The organism is Vagococcus carniphilus (assembly GCF_014397115.1).
Lineage (GTDB): Bacteria > Bacillota > Bacilli > Lactobacillales > Vagococcaceae > Vagococcus > Vagococcus carniphilus.
Genome location: NZ_CP060720.1, coordinates 134,246 through 150,945, shown reverse-complemented (window position 1 = coordinate 150,945; position 16,700 = coordinate 134,246). Strand labels below are relative to the sequence as shown.

General features: G+C 33.7%; 15 protein-coding genes and 1 riboswitch. Of the genes, 14 read left to right on the top strand and 1 reads right to left on the bottom strand.

The window, feature by feature from the left end:
* Positions 1-17: 17 nt before the first annotated feature.
* The 9 genes from gyrA (at position 18) to H9L18_RS00675 (ending at position 9,122) form a co-directional block, all read left to right on the top strand.
* Complete coding sequence (gene gyrA, locus H9L18_RS00715) at positions 18-2,522, top strand: DNA gyrase subunit A (protein ID WP_126795835.1); 2,505 nt, start codon at positions 18-20, stop codon at positions 2,520-2,522.
* Positions 2,523-2,784: 262 nt separating this feature from the next.
* Entirely contained in the window at positions 2,785-3,084 is a 300-nt protein-coding gene (gene rpsF, locus H9L18_RS00710; RefSeq protein WP_126795837.1) for a 30S ribosomal protein S6, read from the top strand.
* A 42-nt stretch (positions 3,085-3,126) separates the two neighbouring features.
* Positions 3,127-3,648, top strand: a complete 522-nt coding sequence (ssb, locus tag H9L18_RS00705; protein ID WP_126795839.1) for a single-stranded DNA-binding protein — start codon at positions 3,127-3,129, stop codon at positions 3,646-3,648.
* 23 nt (positions 3,649-3,671) lie between these two features.
* Complete coding sequence (gene rpsR, locus H9L18_RS00700; RefSeq protein ID WP_086340744.1) at positions 3,672-3,914, top strand: 30S ribosomal protein S18; 243 nt, start codon at positions 3,672-3,674, stop codon at positions 3,912-3,914.
* A 147-nt stretch (positions 3,915-4,061) separates the two neighbouring features.
* Positions 4,062-4,514: a 50S ribosomal protein L9 gene (gene rplI, locus H9L18_RS00695; protein ID WP_126795841.1), complete on the top strand. Its 453-nt coding sequence runs from the start codon at positions 4,062-4,064 to the stop codon at positions 4,512-4,514.
* 28 nt (positions 4,515-4,542) lie between these two features.
* Complete coding sequence (gene dnaB / locus H9L18_RS00690; RefSeq protein ID WP_126795843.1) at positions 4,543-5,904, top strand: replicative DNA helicase; 1,362 nt, start codon at positions 4,543-4,545, stop codon at positions 5,902-5,904.
* A 117-nt stretch (positions 5,905-6,021) separates the two neighbouring features.
* The gene (locus H9L18_RS00685) at positions 6,022-7,314 is read left to right on the top strand and encodes an adenylosuccinate synthase (protein ID WP_126795845.1); all 1,293 of its coding nucleotides are present in this window, start codon (positions 6,022-6,024) and stop codon (positions 7,312-7,314) included.
* 81 nt (positions 7,315-7,395) lie between these two features.
* A complete protein-coding gene (locus H9L18_RS00680) occupies positions 7,396-8,268 on the top strand; it encodes a DegV family protein (RefSeq protein ID WP_126795847.1) in 873 nt (290 codons plus the stop codon).
* Between the two features lie 122 nt (positions 8,269-8,390).
* Positions 8,391-9,122: a C39 family peptidase gene (locus H9L18_RS00675; RefSeq protein ID WP_126795849.1), complete on the top strand. Its 732-nt coding sequence runs from the start codon at positions 8,391-8,393 to the stop codon at positions 9,120-9,122.
* A gap of 41 nt (positions 9,123-9,163) precedes the next feature.
* Here H9L18_RS00675 and H9L18_RS00670 read toward each other — a convergent pair whose 3' ends face one another.
* Positions 9,164-10,783, bottom strand: a complete 1,620-nt coding sequence (locus H9L18_RS00670; RefSeq protein ID WP_126795851.1) for an ABC-F family ATP-binding cassette domain-containing protein — start codon at positions 10,781-10,783, stop codon at positions 9,164-9,166.
* Between the two features lie 170 nt (positions 10,784-10,953).
* Positions 10,954-11,159, top strand: a riboswitch (cobalamin riboswitch).
* Between the two features lie 131 nt (positions 11,160-11,290).
* On the opposite strand from H9L18_RS00670, the gene H9L18_RS00665 reads away from it, so the two are divergent.
* Genes H9L18_RS00665 through H9L18_RS00645 form a run of 5 tightly spaced genes read left to right on the top strand, consistent with a single transcriptional unit; the run spans position 11,291 to position 16,665 of the window.
* Positions 11,291-12,397 carry an ABC transporter substrate-binding protein gene (locus tag H9L18_RS00665; protein WP_126795853.1) on the top strand — a complete coding sequence of 369 codons (1,107 nt, stop codon included), beginning with the start codon at positions 11,291-11,293 and terminating at the stop codon, positions 12,395-12,397.
* A 13-nt stretch (positions 12,398-12,410) separates the two neighbouring features.
* Positions 12,411-13,433 (top strand): FecCD family ABC transporter permease, encoded by a 1,023-nt coding sequence (locus H9L18_RS00660; RefSeq protein WP_126795855.1) that lies wholly within the window; start codon positions 12,411-12,413, stop codon positions 13,431-13,433.
* Positions 13,430-14,218, top strand: a complete 789-nt coding sequence (locus tag H9L18_RS00655; RefSeq protein WP_126795856.1) for an ABC transporter ATP-binding protein — start codon at positions 13,430-13,432, stop codon at positions 14,216-14,218. The genes H9L18_RS00660 and H9L18_RS00655 overlap by 4 nt, the downstream gene beginning before the upstream one ends.
* On the top strand, positions 14,211-15,041 hold the full coding sequence (locus H9L18_RS00650; RefSeq protein WP_126795858.1) for a nitrogenase iron protein NifH: 831 nt from the start codon (positions 14,211-14,213) through the stop codon (positions 15,039-15,041). Before H9L18_RS00655 ends, H9L18_RS00650 begins: the two co-directional genes overlap by 8 nt.
* Positions 15,034-16,665 (top strand): nitrogenase component 1, encoded by a 1,632-nt coding sequence (locus tag H9L18_RS00645; RefSeq protein WP_126795860.1) that lies wholly within the window; start codon positions 15,034-15,036, stop codon positions 16,663-16,665. The genes H9L18_RS00650 and H9L18_RS00645 overlap by 8 nt, the downstream gene beginning before the upstream one ends.
* Positions 16,666-16,700 lie beyond the last annotated feature (35 nt).

The window sequence follows — 16,700 nt, the reverse complement described above, 5'->3', positions numbered from 1 at the left end:
TAGAAGGAGGAGCGTTCATGTCAGAGGAAATAAAAGAAAATATTAAAGATATAAATTTAACGGATGAGATGGAAGATTCGTTTATTGATTACGCCATGAGTGTTATTGTTTCTCGTGCTTTGCCAGATGTTAGGGATGGGTTAAAACCAGTTCATCGTCGTATTTTATACGGAATGAATGAAATGGGAGTTACTCCTGATAAGGCGCATAAAAAATCAGCACGTATTGTTGGGGATGTTATGGGTAAATACCATCCTCATGGTGATAGTGCGATTTATGAATCAATGGTGCGTATGGCGCAACCATTTAGTTATCGTAATATGTTAGTGGATGGCCATGGTAACTTTGGTTCTGTCGATGGTGACGGAGCGGCTGCCATGCGTTATACCGAAGCAAGAATGAGTAAAATTGCGATTGAAATGCTAAGAGATATCAATAAAAATACAGTTAATTTCCAAAATAACTACGATGAAACAGAAAGAGAACCAGAAGTTTTACCAGCACGTTTTCCTAACCTGCTAGTCAATGGTACAACAGGGATTGCTGTTGGGATGGCAACTAATATTCCACCTCATAATTTAACTGAAGTTATTGATGCCTTAAAAGTATTGATGGCTAACGGTGAAGCAACTACAGCAGATCTAATGGAGGCGTTACCTGGACCTGATTTTCCAACGGGTGGACTCGTTATGGGTAAATCTGGTATTCGTCGTGCTTATGAGACGGGTAAAGGTAAAATTATTGTTCGCGCTAAAGTTAACATTGAAGAAATGAAAAATGGTAAAGAACGCATCATCGTAACAGAAATTCCTTACATGGTAAATAAAGCAAAACTTGTTGAAAGAATTGCTGATTTACACCGAGAAAAACGAGTAGAAGGAATTACTGATTTAAGAGATGAATCTTCTCGTGAAGGAATGCGTATTGTGATTGAGGTTCGACGTGATGTTAGTGCGTCAGTTATTTTGAATAATTTATATAAATTAACCTCTCTTCAAACAAGTTTTGGTTTCAATATGTTAGCAATTGTTAATGGTGTACCAAAAGTCTTAAGTTTGAAATCAATTTTAGAGCATTATTTGGCTCACCAGGAAGAAGTAATCGTTAGACGTACAGAATTCGATAAAAACAAAGCAGAGGCCAGAGCGCACATTTTAGAGGGCTTACGTATCGCTTTAGATCATATCGATGAAATTATTCGTATTATTCGTTCTTCTGAATCAGATGAAGTGGCAAAAAATGCTTTAATCGAAAATTTTGAGTTATCAGATCGCCAAGCGCAAGCAATTTTAGATATGCGTTTACGTCGTTTAACTGGTTTAGAACGAGATAAAATTGAAAATGAATATCAAGATTTATTAGTATTGATTGCTGATTTGAAAGATATTTTAGCTAATCATGACCGTGTACTTGAAATTATCAGTACAGAATTAGATGAAATTCAACGTAAATACGGTGATGAAAGACGAACAGAGCTACTAGTTGGTGAAGTTCTAAGTCTAGAAGATGAAGATTTGATTGAAGAAGAAGATATCGTCATTACGTTGACACATAACGGTTATATCAAACGATTACCAAGTACTGAGTTTAGAACACAAAATCGTGGTGGACGTGGTGTTCAAGGAATGGGCGTTCATGATGATGATTTTGTTGAAAACTTGGTGTCATGTTCAACTCACGATAGCTTGCTGTTCTTTACAGATACAGGTAAAGTTTACCGAGCTAAAGGCTACGAAATTCCTGAATATGGTCGAACAGCTAAAGGAATTCCAGTGATTAATTTACTAGGAATTGATTCGTCTGAAAGCATTGAAGCTATTATTAGTGTAGAAGGAAAAGCAGAAGAAGATCATTACTTATTCTTTACAACTAAACTAGGAACAGTGAAGAAGACGTCAGTTACAGAATTTGCTAATATCCGTACTAATGGTTTGAAAGCTATTGGTCTTAAAGATGGTGATCAACTGATTAATGTGGCATTAACTAGTGGTCATGAAACGATTATCATCGGAACAAATAAAGGATATTCAGTAACATTCAACGAAGAAAAAGTTCGTTCAATGGGACGTAGTGCAGCAGGTGTTCGAGGTATTCGCCTTAGAGAAGATGACTATGTGGTCGGTATGGATATTCTTCATCCAGAATCAGAAGTTTTAGTTATCACTGAAAAAGGTTATGGTAAACGTACTTCAGCTGCTGAATACCCAGTGAAGGGCCGTGGTGGTAAAGGAATTAAGACTGTTAATATCACAAATAAAAATGGTAACTTAACAGGTTTAACGACAGTAACAGGAGAAGAAGATATCATGTTAATTACGAATAAGGGCGTTATCATTCGATTTAGCATTGATTCTGTGTCTCAAACAGGCCGTTCAACTCAAGGGGTACGTTTAATTCGTTTAGAAGAAGATGCTCTTGTTTCTACAATGGCAAAAGTAGCTAAAGAAGAAGAGGTAGAAGTTGAGGAACAACAAGAAGTAGTAGAATCAACTGACGAAACTTCTGAGGAAACGACAGAATAATAATTAAAACTTTTTATTTGGCATTTATTTTTAAGCTAAATAAAAAGTTTTTTTTATTATTTGTGTATCTTAAAGATAAGCGACAAATAATTGATGAGACAACAATGGGGTAGAATGATAAATAAAATCAAATAAGGGACAAAAAAACATTGATTTATCAGACTGAATATAGTAAAATTATGAAATGTGAGTAAACAAATTGTTTACTTTCCTTGTTCCTAATAAAATTAGGAACCTTTAGTCCATAAGGAGGTGAAAATCAATGAATCAGGCAACAAACTACGAAATTATGTACATCATTCGTCCTAACATTGATGAGGAAGCAAAAACTGCTCTTGTAGATCGTTTCGACTCAATTTTGAAAGATAACGGTGCAGAAGTATTGGAATCTAAGTTATGGGGCAAACGCCGTCTAGCTTACGAAATCCAAGATTTCCGTGAAGGAATCTACCATATCGTTAAAGTTTCTTCAGCAAATGTTGAGGCAATCAATGAATTTGATCGTTTAGCTAAAATCAATGGCGATATTTTACGTCATATGGTTGTTAAAGAAGAAAACTAAAAATGTTTCACGTGAAACAATTAAACGAGGGGAGATCGACAAATGATTAATAACGTTGTGCTAGTAGGAAGACTTACTCGTGACCCAGAACTTAGATTTACATCTAATGGATCAGCTGTAGCAACTTTTAATTTGGCTATTAACCGTAACTTCACTAATCAAAGTGGAGAACGCGAAGCTGATTTTGTTAATTGTGTTATTTGGAGAAAACCGGCAGAAACATTAGCGAACTATGCAAAAAAAGGTACGCTATTGGGTGTTGTTGGACGTATCCAAACACGTAATTATGAAAATCAACAAGGTCAAAAAGTTTATGTGACAGAAGTAGTATGTGATAACTTCCAATTATTAGAATCACGTAGTGTATCTGAACAAAGACAACAAACAGGTGGCTTTGGTAATCAGGATTCAGGAAATAATTTCAATAATTTTTCTCAAAATCAAAACAATCAATCATTTGGCCAATCTTCAAGTAAAAACGAAATGCCGAGTTTCGATCGTGATGCAGATCCATTTGGAAGCTCATCACAAATAGATATTTCGGATGACGATTTACCATTCTAAAAATAGAATAGGAGGGGCAAACAATGGCAGCTCAACAAAGAAGAGGCGGAAGAAAACGTCGTAAAGTATGTTACTTTACAGCTAACCATATTGATAACATCGATTATAAAGATGTAGAATTATTATCAAGATTTATCTCTGAAAGAGGTAAAATTTTACCACGTCGTGTGACTGGTACTTGTGCTAAACACCAAAGAAAATTAACGATTGCAATTAAACGTGCAAGAATTATGGGATTATTACCATTCGTTGGTGAAGAACAATAAAACACTGAGACATTCATTTTAATGAATGTCTTTTTTGTTTCACGTGAAACATTTACGTTTATATTTATTTCATGAAACTTCATTATTATGTTAAAATGAATAGGTAATGAATTTAGATTTTTTAATATAGATAAGGAGTGACTCTCTATGAAAGTTATATTTTTACAAGATGTTAAAGGTAAAGGTAAAAAAGGTGAAGTAAAAGATGTTGCTGTAGGATATGCACAAAACTTTTTACTAAAAAAAGGGCTAGCTGTTGAAGCAACTGCAAAAAATTTAAGTGAATTAAAAGGTAAAACAAAAGCAAAAGAAAAAGAAGATGCAGAAGTATTAGAAGAAGCCACTAAATTAAAAGAAATTATTGAAGCAGAAGATTTTGAAGTGGTTATTAAGTCTAAAGCTGGAGAAGATAGCCGCTTATTTGGTTCTATTCCTTCTAAGCAAATTGCAGATGCGTTAGAAAAACAACATAAAATTAAAGTTGATAAACGTAAAATGGATTTAAAACAACCAATTAAAGCATTGGGCTATACTAATGTCCCAACTAAGCTACATCAAAAGGTAACAGCTAAATTACGTGTTCATGTTGTTGCTGAATAATAAAGAAGGATAGGGGAATTATTTTAAAATGGAACTTATCCAACAAGATAGAATTCCACCACAAAGTATTGAAGCAGAACAAGCAGTTTTAGGTTCTGTTTTTTTAGACTCAGATTCAATTGTAGAAGCAATGGAATATATTGAGGCAAAAGATTTTTATCGTCGTTCTCATCAAACTATTTTTCAAATTATGATTGATTTAAACAACCGTAATGAAGCAATTGATGCTATTACAGTGAAGGATCAATTAGAACAAAAAAATATGATTGAAGACATTGGTGGAGTTAGTTATTTATCAGAATTAACTTTGAGTGTCCCAACTGCAGCTAACGTAGGTTACTATGCTCAAATTGTCGAACAAAAGTCTTTACTAAGAAGTTTAATTCAAACAGCGACTGATATTGTTACAAGTGGTTTTGAACAAGATGAAGATGTAGAGAGTATTTTGGATGAAGCTGAAAGAAAAATTTTAGAAGTCTCTGAAAAAAGAAATCGAAGTGGCTTTTTGGCTATTGCAGATGTTTTAGGAGATTCAATTAATCAAATAGAAAAATTATCCCAACAAGGTGAAGCTATCACAGGTCTTCCTACGGGATATCATGCATTAGATAAAATGACTGCAGGACTTCAAGCAGAAGAGCTAATCATTTTAGCTGCAAGACCTGCTGTTGGGAAAACAGCCTTTGCTTTAAATATTGCTCAAAACGTAGGAACTAAAACAGACCAATCAGTAGCTATCTTTAGTTTGGAGATGAGTGCAGAGTCCTTAGTTAATCGGATGCTCTGCTCAGAAGGTTTAGTAGAGGCAAGTCATTTAAAGACAGGTCAGTTGTCAGATGAAGAATGGGACAATATCATTGTAGCTATGGGTAGTTTATCTAAAGCTAATATTTTTATCGATGATACTCCAGGAATCAAAATTTCTGAAATTAGAGCAAAATGTCGTAAACTTCATCAAGAACAAGGTGAGCTAGGTTTGATCTTAATTGACTACCTTCAATTGATCGAAGGAACAGGTCGAGAAAATAGACAGCAAGAAGTATCTGAAATCTCGCGTCAATTAAAAAAATTAGCTAAAGAATTAAAAGTACCGGTAATTGCTTTATCACAGTTATCACGTGGAGTAGAACAAAGACAAGATAAGCGTCCCGTTTTAAGTGATATTAGGGAATCGGGTTCGATTGAGCAGGATGCTGACATTGTGGCCTTTCTTTACCGTGAAGATTACTATCGTAGTGAAGACGGTGAAGATGAGGAACCACCAGAAACAAATAATGTGATAGAAGTTATTATTGAGAAAAACCGTAGTGGTGCTAGAGGAACAGTCGAATTACTGTTTATAAAAGAATACAATAAGTTTTCTTCACTATCTCCAAGAGAAGAATTTTAATGTTCGTAATTAAGTTGTTTTTATAAAAATAAATAAATAACGTTCGGTTTTATTGAAAAATAAAAAACATTTTGTTAAAATAGTTAAGTAATACGAATAATAGAATGGAGTGTTAATATGTCATCAGTTGTAGTAGTAGGAACGCAGTGGGGCGATGAAGGTAAAGGAAAAATTACAGATTTTCTAAGTGAAAATGCTGAAGTAATTGCACGTTATCAAGGTGGAGACAATGCTGGTCATACGATTCAATTTGATGGGACAACATATAAACTACATTTAATTCCGTCTGGGATTTTTTATAAAGATAAAATTAGTGTGATTGGTAATGGAGTTGTCATTAATCCAAAGTCGATTGTAAAAGAATTACATTATTTAGCTGATCACAATATTGAGACAACTAATCTGAGAATTTCAGATCGAGCACATGTGATTTTACCTTATCACATTAAATTAGATCAACTTCAAGAAGATGCTAAGGGTGAAAACAAAATAGGAACAACTATTAAAGGAATCGGACCAGCCTACATGGATAAAGCTGCTCGTGTAGGAATTAGAATTGCTGATCTTTTAGATAAAGAAATTTTCGAAGAACGTTTGCGCGTTAATTTAGAAGAAAAGAATCGTCAATTTACTAAAATGTTTGATTCAGAACCTTTGTTGTTTGAAGAAATCTTTGAAGAATATTATCAATATGGACAAGAAATAAAACAGTATGTGACAGATACTTCAGTCATTTTAAATGATGCTTTAGATGAAGGTAAACGTGTTTTATTTGAAGGAGCCCAAGGCGTGATGCTTGATATCGATCAAGGAACATATCCTTTTGTTACTTCTTCTAATCCAGTTGCTGGTGGTGTTACAATTGGTAGTGGTGTTGGACCTTCTAAAATTAATAAAGTAGTAGGGGTTTGTAAGGCTTATACGTCACGTGTAGGTGATGGACCTTTTCCAACTGAACTATTTGATGAAACAGGCCAACAAATTCGTGAGGTTGGACGTGAGTACGGTACAACAACAGGTCGTCCACGTCGTGTCGGCTGGTTTGATACTGTGGTGATGCGTCATTCTAAACGTGTATCAGGAATTACTAATTTATCTCTAAATTCAATAGATGTGTTAACAGGTTTACCAACTGTAAAAATCTGTACAGCTTATGAGTTAGATGGAGAAAAAATATATCATTATCCAGCTAGTTTAAAAGAGTTATCTCGTTGTAAGCCAATCTATGAAGAAATGCCTGGTTGGTCAGAAGATATAACATCATGTAAAACATTGGCTGAATTACCAGAAAATGCGAGAAACTATGTACATCGTGTTTCTGAATTGGTTGGGGCTAGAATTTCAACTTTTTCAGTTGGTCCTGATAGAACGCAAACAAATGTCTTAGAAAGTGTCTGGGCACAAGTTTAGTCTAATATATTGGAGAAGAAGTTAAAAAACTTCTTCTTTTTTTTTATAAATGATAGTAAGATGAAAGGAGGAGGTAATAAAATGAAAAGACAATTTGATTTGTTGGTAGATTCATGTTGCGATTTACCTTATGATTATATCGAAAAAAATGATATTCAATTAGTTAGCATGATTATTAATTTGAATAATAAAGAATATGTAGATGATTTAGGAAAAACATTTGATTATAACTGGTTTATGGAACAGCTAAAAGAAGGTGCTATGCCTAGTACTTCTCAAATAAATATTGGTACTTATTCTGATGTATTTAAAAAATATGTTAGTAGTGAGGAGCCGTTACTTTATTTAGCTTTTTCATCTAATTTGAGTGGCTCATTTAATAATGCTCTTTCTGCATTAAATATGTTAGAAGAAGAGAATGGAAAATTACCTGTTACAATTGTTGACTCTAAAGCAGCTTGTTTAAGTGAAGGTCTCTTAATAAAAGAAATTATTAACCAAAGAGATCAAGGCAAAAGCTTAGAAGAAGTCATAGCCTGGTTAGATAGCACTATTAATAAAGTCCATTCTTGGGTAACGGTTAATGATTTGAATCATTTAGAGCGTGGAGGAAGAATATCCAAAACATCAGCTACAATAGGAAGTTTAGTAAAAATTAAACCGATTATTCATATAGATGAAGCAGGAAGATTAATTAGTGTGGGGAAAGTTAGAGGTCGAAAAAAGGCATTAGAAAAAATTGTCGACGAGACTAAACGCACGATTATAAATGAAGAAAGTCAAACTTTATTAATTGCCTACGCAGGAGATTTAGAAGCAGGTAATTATGTGAAAGAGTTGATTCTTAAAAAATTGAATGTGAAAGATGTTGAATTATTGCCAATGGGACCAACGATTTCAAGTCATACAGGTTACGGGGCAATTGCTGTCTTTTCTTTTGGTATTGATAAATAAAAAATCGCAAATTATTGCGGTTTTTTTATTAACTAAAAATAAGAGATTACAGTATGAAAAGAGATCAAACTTTGGCATAATGGGAACTAGGGTAAAAACTAAGATGAGTCAGGGGGAATTTTATGAAGAAGAAGACTCCGGTTTGGTTACTTTCCTTGGGCATCTTAACGATAGTCTTTGGCTTTTTTTCAATGTATATAAACGATTGTTTAGCTAAACAAGCAGAAGTTGCTCTAGAGCAGCAGAAAAAACAAGAGTTAGCTAAGAAAAAAGTAGTTAAAAAGACTTATTTAGAGGAAGTAAATGATAAAATAAGTGCTAATCAATTTAAAAATCGAATGGAGATACCATTAGTTTTACAAACAGATAAACGTTGGAAAGATACTTATTATGGGGTAGAAGATGGGGATCCTATTCAAAATACATTGGAGATTAACGGATGCGCAATAGCCTCGTTAGCAATGGTTTCCTCTTATTTAGACAAAAAAGAAGAAACACCTTTAGATATTTTAAAATGGTCAGGCAATCGATTCTTTTCTAAAGATCAAGGAACATCATGGAGTATCTTCGGTATGTATGCAGAAGAGCATAATTATCTGTTTGCTGATTTAGAAGATAACATGGAGCTTGTAAAAGCTCATTTAATGAAAGGTCATCCTGTTATTATTTCTGTAAAACCAGGCTATTTTACTGAGATAGGTCATATTATGGTATTATCTGGGTACAACGAGGAAACAAATACGTTTTGGTTAAATAATCCAAGTGATACGAAGAAAAAAAGTCATACAGTTAAAGAATTTAAAGAAGAGTTTTTAAAGCAAGAAGCCATTCGTTATTGGGCAATATACAAATAAAAAAAGCTGACTCAAGTAAAGTGAGTCAGCTTTTTATTATATTAAAAGATTTTTGCTAATTGTTCTTTGACTGTTTCATTTTCTAAAAATTCATCATAAGTTGTCTCCGCACGGTCAACAACACCATTATCAGATACAGCAATGATTCTATTTGCTGTTGTTTGAATAAATTGGTGGTCATGAGAAGCAAATAAAATAGAGCCGTTAAAAGCAATTAAGCCATCGTTTAATGCAGTGATTGATTCTAAGTCCAAGTGATTTGTAGGATCATCTAAAACTAAGACGTTAGCTTTTGAAAGCATTAATTTAGATAGCATACAACGAACTTTTTCTCCCCCTGAAAGAACGTTAACTGATTTCAGCACATCTTCTCCAGAGAATAACATACGTCCTAAGAAACTACGTAAGAAAGTATTATCAGATTCTTCTTTTGATGCATATTGACGTAACCAATCAACAATTGATTGATCTGTATCAAACTCATCAGAAGTATCTTTTGGTAGGTAAGCTTGGCTTGTTGTCACACCCCAACGAACAGTTCCTGAATCAGGTTCCATGTCACCCATAATGATTTTGAAAAGAACAGTTGTTGTGATGTCATCTTTTGCAATAAAGGCTGCTTTATCATCTTTTCTTAGTGTAAAGGAAACATTGTCTAATATTTTCTTACCATCAATTGTTTTAGAAATATTTTCTACTTGTAATAAGTCGTTTCCGATTTCACGTTCAGCTTTAAAGCCAACGAATGGGTAACGTCTTGATGAAGGTTGAATATCATCTAATTCAATTTTATCTAACATTTTTTTACGTGATGTTGCTTGTTTAGATTTAGAAGCATTCGCACTAAATCTAGCAATAAATTCTTGTAATTCTTTTACTTTTTCTTCTTTTTTAGCATTTTGATCTGATTGAAGTCTAGCTGCTAATTGGCTTGATTCTAACCAGAAATCATAGTTACCTACGAATAATTTAATCTTTCCAAAGTCTAAGTCTGCCATGTGAGTACATACTTTATTTAAAAAGTGACGGTCATGGGATACAGTAATAATCGTATTTTCTGAGTTGATTAAGAACTCTTCTAACCAGGCAATAGAGTCACGATCTAATCCGTTAGTCGGCTCATCTAGTAATAAGACATCAGGTTGACCAAAAAGAGCTTGCGCTAGTAAAACTTTTACTTTTTGTCCAGCTGTTAGTTCTGACATTTTTAAATCATGTAGACTTTCTGGAATGTTTAATCCTTGTAAAAGGCTTGAAGCTTCAGGTTCTGCTTCCCATCCATTTAATTCAGCAAATTCACCTTCAAGTTCAGCTGCTTTAATGCCATCTTCATCTGAAAAATCAGCTTTCATATAAATAGCATCTTTTTCTTGCATCACTTCATAAAGGCGTTTATGTCCCATAATAACAGTGTTTAAAACAGTGTATTCTTCATAGTCAAAATGATTTTGTTTTAAAGTTGCTAAACGTTCATCTGGACCTAGTGTGACGCTTCCTGTTGAAGGGTCTAATTCTCCTGATAAGATTTTTAAGAAAGTTGATTTTCCAGCTCCGTTTGCGCCAATCAACCCATAACAATTTCCTGGTGTGAATTTAATATCTACATCTTCGAATAATTTTTTATCTGGAAATTGCAGACTAACGTTTGATACAGTAATCATGTAATCCCTCACTTTTTTTATTTTGCACAAATTTGTGTGTCTATCCGATTATATCGGGCTTAGAGCATGAATGCAAGGTGTAACTATCTGATTAAAATTTGATCATTAGATAAGATAACAAGATGATTAAGAGAAGTGTTGATCAAAGATAATGTGAAGTGAAATACTAATCAATCTCTAATGAAAGCGGTTCTCATCGGTGCTACAATGAGGCTATTGAAAGATTGGTTGATTGGAAGTTGGTTAAAAACCAACACGGTGACCGCCACTGTAAGAGGGAGTACGTAATCGTTTAATACACTGGATAAAACTGGGAAGTAAGATTATTTACGATGAACTTGAGTCAGGATACATCAACCTTTTTTTATAGGCTTACCTAACGGATTCATTAGGTGGTTTTTTTATGGTGTATTAATTAATTAATTCATGTAAAGAAAAACCAAGGAAACTGTTTATTAGGTTTCCTTGGTTTTTTTGTTTATAAAAAAAGATAAAGGAGTTTTTTTAATGACAAGTAAAACAAAATTATTCATGGGAATGGCATTAAGTACTGCGCTATTATTAGGTGGTTGTGGTTCAACTCAAGATAGTACTAAGACTAAGGAAACGAAGAAAGAAGAGACTCATATAGTAGAAGATATTGCTGGAAACAAGGTTGAGGTTCCTAAAAAAATAAATGGAATGGCCATTACACCTCTTCCATGGTCAGCTATTGTTTATGCTGTTGATGGGTCTGCAGATCATATTATGGGTGCAAGAGAAGGAACAAAACAAGCTTATGATATTTCGATTTTACCTAAGATGGAACCTAAGATGGGAGAAATAGATACGTCTTACATTGATAATAATGGCGGTATCAATATGGAAGAAATAGCTAATGTTAAACCGGATGTAGCTCTTTTATGGGATAGTCAAACAAAAGAAAGAGAGCAACTTGAAAAATTGGGAATTGCTCCAGTTATGATTAACAGTGATACGATTGATAATTTAAAAGCAGGGTTTTCAACTGTTGGTCAGTTACTAGGAAAAGAAAAACGTTCAGATGAAATTAATAAAAACTATGATGAAGCACATGAATATTTATTATCTAAAGAAGATAAAGTTAAAGAGGCTGATAAAGTTAAAGTTTTATTTATGAGAGGCGAGACCTTACAATTACAATCTTTTAGTGTGTATGTTAATGATACAGTCATTGAATTAGCAGGTGGCGAAAATGTGGCTCATGATTTAGTTGGAAAAGGTAATGTGGAATTAAATATGGAACAAATTTATAAATGGAATCCTGATATTATTTTCTTAACTAATTTTGATGAATCTAAACCAAGTGATTTATATGATAATAAGATGGAAGGTAAGGACTGGAGTAAAATTTCAGCAGTTCAGAAAAAACAAGTTTATAAAACACCAAAAGGAATCTATCGTTGGGATGTTGCTGGAGTTGAAACACCATTAATGGTTCGTTACATGGCATCTAAAATTCAACCAGAAATTTTCTCTGATGCGGACTTTGAAAAAGAAGTTAAAATATTCTACAAAGATTTCTTTGATTACAATTTATCAGCTGATGATATGGATTTTATAACAAATCGTGAGGCGAATAAAGAAAGTAAATAAGAGGTAAGAAGACATGAACAACATAAACAAATGGAATGTGAAATGGTTGATTTTAGTCATGACTTTATTACTGGGTGTTACAGCTTTGCTTGCTTTATGCATTGGACGCTATTGGATTAGTCCACAAGATGTTATACGGGTTTTCTTAATTAAAGGAAAAATGCTGGATCAGAGTCTTTCAGGAATGGAAGAAAGTGTTATTTTTACTTTAAGGCTGCCAAGAATTTTAGCTGCTATTTTAATAGGTAGTAGTTTAGCTTTGTCAGGAGCAGTTTACCAAGGGATTTTTAGAAATCCTTTGGTATCTCCTGATATGCTAGGTGTTTCAGCGGGAGCATGTGTTGGAGCAGCAGCAGGTATTCTACTAGGTGTTGGTAGCCAACTTGTTCAATTAACTGCCTTTTTAGGTGGATTAGTTGCTGTTTGGTTAGCAATGTTTATTCCTAAACTTGTTCGTAATAATACGATGATTATTTTAGTTTTATCAGGTGTTATTGTAGGTGGATTAATGACAGCAATTTTAGGAATGATTAAATACATGGCTGATGCTGAAACGGAGCTAGCAGAAATCACTTATTGGCAAATGGGAAGTATTGCAAAAGTTTCAATGACAGACTTAGTTAGGATTTTTCCTGTGATTTTATTTGCAACTGTTTTGTTATTAGCTCTTAGTTGGCAAATTAATATTTTGTCATTAGGAGTTATAGAGGCAAAAACACTTGGAATCAATGTGACTCGCGTAAGAACATTGGCTATTCTAGGGGCAACACTTTTAACAGCGTCTTCTGTCTCAATTAGTGGAACAGTTGGTTGGGTAGGGTTAGTTATACCTCATTTAGGACGAATGATTATAGGAGATGATAATCGTAGATTACTCCCAGTAGCTTGTTTACTTGGTGCCATCTTTATGATTGTAGTTGATACTTTAGCAAGAGTTTTAACTTCTGCAGAATTACCATTAAGTATTTTGACAGGATTAATAGGAGCTCCATTCTATGTCTTATTATTATTAAAGCAAAGGACGCGATTAGTGTGAAATTAGAAGTAAAGAATTTATCTTTTGCCTATCCTAAATCAGCTCCTACCTTTTCTAATGTTAATTTTGACCTTCATAGTGGTGAAAGTTTAGTCATTTTAGGACCAAATGGAGCAGGTAAATCGACGTTGTTAAATTGCCTAGTCAATCTGTTAACTCCTGTTAGTGGAACGGTAAAAATTAATGACGCAGAAATTCATCGAATGAATCCAAAAGAGGTCGCTCAAGAGATGGGATATGTTCAACAGCAATTATTATCTGTTTTTTCTTATTCAGTGAGAGACTATGTTGTAATGGGAAAAGCCCCTTATTTAGGGATGTTTAGTCAACCAAGAAAAGAAGATTATGAAAAAGTAGATCAGTTGTTAGAAGAATTTGGATTAAGTCAATTTGCCAATCATTCTTATGCTGATTTAAGTGGTGGACAAAGGCAACGAGTAGCGATTATAAGAACACTTATTCAAACCCCTTCAATTATTCTATTAGATGAACCAACGGCCCACTTAGATGTTGGCAATCAATATAAAACAGTAGAAAAAATAAAAGAATTAAAAAAACAAGGTTATGCAGTCATTATGACAACGCATAATCCAGATCATGCTTTAATTTTAGATGATAAAACAGGTATTTTGGAGGCATCCGGCCGTTTTACATTTGGAGAAGCTAAAGATGTTATTAATGAAAAAATGTTAAATGAATTGTACCAATGTGATTTAAGTCTTAAAGAAGTACCAGAGTTAAATCATCAAATTTGTGTGTATATGGGAGGTAAGAATAATGACTAAAAAAATTGCATTTTATGGTAAAGGTGGTATTGGTAAATCAACTGTAGCAAGTAATGTTTCAGCAACATTAGCTAAACAGGGATACCGAGTTTTACATATTGGATGTGATCCAAAAGCTGATTCAGTAAGAACTTTGGTAGGAAAAAGAATACCTACTATTTTACAACAAATTAAAGCAAAAGGTAGAGAGATTAAAAGAGAAGATTTAGTCTTTGATGGTGTTTATGGAACGCAATGTGTGGAAGCAGGAGGCCCAACTGCTGGAGTTGGCTGTGCAGGGATTGGCATTACAACTATGATGAAAGAGTTGACACGTTTAGGTGTTTTTGAAGAAGAATGGGATTTCATTGTTTATGACGTCTTAGGTGATGTTGTTTGTGGTGGTTTTTCATTACCAATGAGAAAAGCCTATGCAGAAGAAATTTACATAGTTTCTTCATCAGATTTTATGTCTCTTTATGCAGCCAATAATATTATGAAAAGTTTGATTCATTTTGATAAAACGGGTGAGACGATGGGTGGTATTATCTTAAATCGTTATCAAGATGAGATGGATGAAAAAATCGTTTCTAATTATTTAGGAAAAGTTCATGCAAAATGTACAGGAGTTATTCATGATTCAAACTTTTTAAAACGAGCAGATTATCAACAAAAAACAGTTGTCGAAGAATACCCAGAATCACTTGCAACAAAAGAATTTGAAACAATTTGTGAGGCTATTAAACAACCTGTAAAAGATTTAATGATCACACCCTTTGATGAAGATGAGTTGTATGAATGGCGAGAAACATTAGTAGAAGAAGAGGGCCTAATACATGGTTGAGTTAAAGCAAAAAAAAATGCCAGTTAGTTGTCGAAAAGAAACTAAAAGTGTGACTGATTGTTTATTAGAATTGGAAGATGTTTCTATTATCTGTATTGGTCCAGCTTCTTGCTTGCGTACTTTTTATTTTCAAGAAGGTGAGCTAGATATTTTGGATCACGTCTTTTTATGCCAGTTAGATCAGACAGATTATTTAACGGGAGATATTTACAGTAAGTTAGAAAAAACTGTAGAGCAGGCAGTGCTACTACCAGATATTAAAGGAATTGTTTTATTTGCAGGTTGTTCGGATTATATTATTCAAACAGACTATGATTCGATGGTGCTTGAGTTGGAAGCAACTTATTCGCTTCCTTTTTTTCAAATTTGGCGAGGACCAATAGCTAAATGTCAGCATAATAGTAAAGAAGAGATAAAAGAGATAGCCAATATATTGGCGGACAAAAAGCCAAGAAAACATGTTGAATCTGAGAAAGAAATTTTTAAATTACCTGTTTTAGCGAGTGATATTGCTGGAGTTGCTTCTTTAATTGAGGATTGGAATTGTTTACGAGTTCTCTACACACCTGGTAGTTGTACGGATTCTTTTGCTGACAATTCTTTACTTGCTAAACAATCTAATTTTTATTATACGCATTTTTCAGACATTGACTTATCCCTTGGTGGGACATCAGACATTCTTAGTTTTATTTGTGAGCATCATGATGGTAAAGAGGATGTTTGTTTGATGGGCTCTCCTTTAAATCATTTTGTTCATGGTGATTATGAAGAGTTGTCAGAATCGCTTAAGATGGAAGATATTTCTGTCCTTCCATTTATAACAGAAGGATTTGAAGAGGCTGCTATTGGTATTTCAAAAGGACTAATGGATGCTGGTAATTACTTCTTGGAAAATGAAACAAAAGAAAGAACACCTAAAAATCAGATTAATTTAATTGGTTTTACGAAACTAACTTTAGGAAATATTATTAATATTGATGAGTTAAAAGAAAAGTTAGCATGGAATAACTATGAATTAAATGTTATTGAGGGGAACCTTAGAGATGCTTTCTCTAGCATACTAGCAGGACAAGTTAATTGGGTAGTGAGTGAAGAAGGATTGGACTTAGCTAAGTGGTTACAAAAAAATTATCAAATGCCTTATATAGTTGATTTACCAATTGGTAGGTTAGGATTTGAGAGATGTATCGAACAATTGACTCCGTTTTGTGATATTCAATTAATCGATAGGGATGAAGAAGTACGGGATATCGAAAGAACCTTACAAAATAAACACGTTCTTTTACTAGGTCGCCCATCTATTAATGAAGGACTAGAGAAGATGCTTCAATTAGAATTTGAGTGTCAATCAGTTACTAGTAGAACTTACTTGCCAACTGAAAATTTAGCATACTTTTACCAAGATAAAGCAGTTGGTTTCTCAACAATTGAGGAACTTGCAGCAGAAAAACGATCGTATGATATTATTATAGGGGACTCCGCCTATCAAAAAGGCTGTCAATTTTATTTTCCAAAAGCTTCGTTTATTCCATTAAATGATGGAGTTGTTAGTGGCAGCGTGTCAGAAAAACCAATGTCTTTAACAGGAATTAGTGGTAATAATTGGTTAACTTCATTTTTATAATAAAAAAAGTTTTTAGAACCCGAATAGGCATTCTA

Bases quoted from the DNA above. Each gene is read 5' to 3' on its own strand.
- gyrA (WP_126795835.1), top strand. From the start codon at position 18: ATGTCAGAGGAAATAAAAGAAAATATTAAAGATATAAATTTAACGGAT.
- rpsF (WP_126795837.1), top strand. From the start codon at position 2,785: ATGAATCAGGCAACAAACTACGAAATTATGTACATCATTCGTCCTAAC.
- ssb (WP_126795839.1), top strand. From the start codon at position 3,127: ATGATTAATAACGTTGTGCTAGTAGGAAGACTTACTCGTGACCCAGAA.
- rpsR (WP_086340744.1), top strand. From the start codon at position 3,672: ATGGCAGCTCAACAAAGAAGAGGCGGAAGAAAACGTCGTAAAGTATGT.
- rplI (WP_126795841.1), top strand. From the start codon at position 4,062: ATGAAAGTTATATTTTTACAAGATGTTAAAGGTAAAGGTAAAAAAGGT.
- dnaB (WP_126795843.1), top strand. From the start codon at position 4,543: ATGGAACTTATCCAACAAGATAGAATTCCACCACAAAGTATTGAAGCA.
- H9L18_RS00685 (WP_126795845.1), top strand. From the start codon at position 6,022: ATGTCATCAGTTGTAGTAGTAGGAACGCAGTGGGGCGATGAAGGTAAA.
- H9L18_RS00680 (WP_126795847.1), top strand. From the start codon at position 7,396: ATGAAAAGACAATTTGATTTGTTGGTAGATTCATGTTGCGATTTACCT.
- H9L18_RS00675 (WP_126795849.1), top strand. From the start codon at position 8,391: ATGAAGAAGAAGACTCCGGTTTGGTTACTTTCCTTGGGCATCTTAACG.
- H9L18_RS00670 (WP_126795851.1), bottom strand. From the start codon at position 10,783: ATGATTACTGTATCAAACGTTAGTCTGCAATTTCCAGATAAAAAATTA.
- H9L18_RS00665 (WP_126795853.1), top strand. From the start codon at position 11,291: ATGACAAGTAAAACAAAATTATTCATGGGAATGGCATTAAGTACTGCG.
- H9L18_RS00660 (WP_126795855.1), top strand. From the start codon at position 12,411: ATGAACAACATAAACAAATGGAATGTGAAATGGTTGATTTTAGTCATG.
- H9L18_RS00650 (WP_126795858.1), top strand. From the start codon at position 14,211: ATGACTAAAAAAATTGCATTTTATGGTAAAGGTGGTATTGGTAAATCA.
- H9L18_RS00645 (WP_126795860.1), top strand. From the start codon at position 15,034: ATGGTTGAGTTAAAGCAAAAAAAAATGCCAGTTAGTTGTCGAAAAGAA.